A 260-nucleotide genomic window follows, 5' to 3' on the forward strand; every position below is an offset into this window, starting at 1 on the left:
TTCTTGAAGCGCGGGCCTTCGCCGGTTTCAAAGTACAGGCCTTGGCCCCTGGCGTCGGGGATGGTGAGGATATCGGAGAAGAGGATGGCCGCGTCCCGTTGTGGGTAGCGGTCCAGCGGCTGCATCGTGACTTCGCAGGCGAACTCCGGGTTCTTGCACAGGCTCATGAAATCGCCGGCGTTGGCGCGGCTGGCGCGGTATTCCGGCTGGTAGCGACCGGCCTGGCGCATCATCCACACGGGGGTGACGTCCACGGGTTG

General features: G+C 65.0%; 1 protein-coding gene. It reads right to left on the reverse strand.

Going from position 1 to position 260, the window contains the following annotated elements; all coding sequences use genetic code 11:
* Nucleotides 1-260: uroporphyrinogen decarboxylase family protein (locus AC0IYH_RS32325; RefSeq protein WP_471838413.1), on the reverse strand; the 260-nt coding region annotated here is incomplete at both ends.

The organism is Pseudomonas sp. AC463 (genome assembly GCF_979253585.1).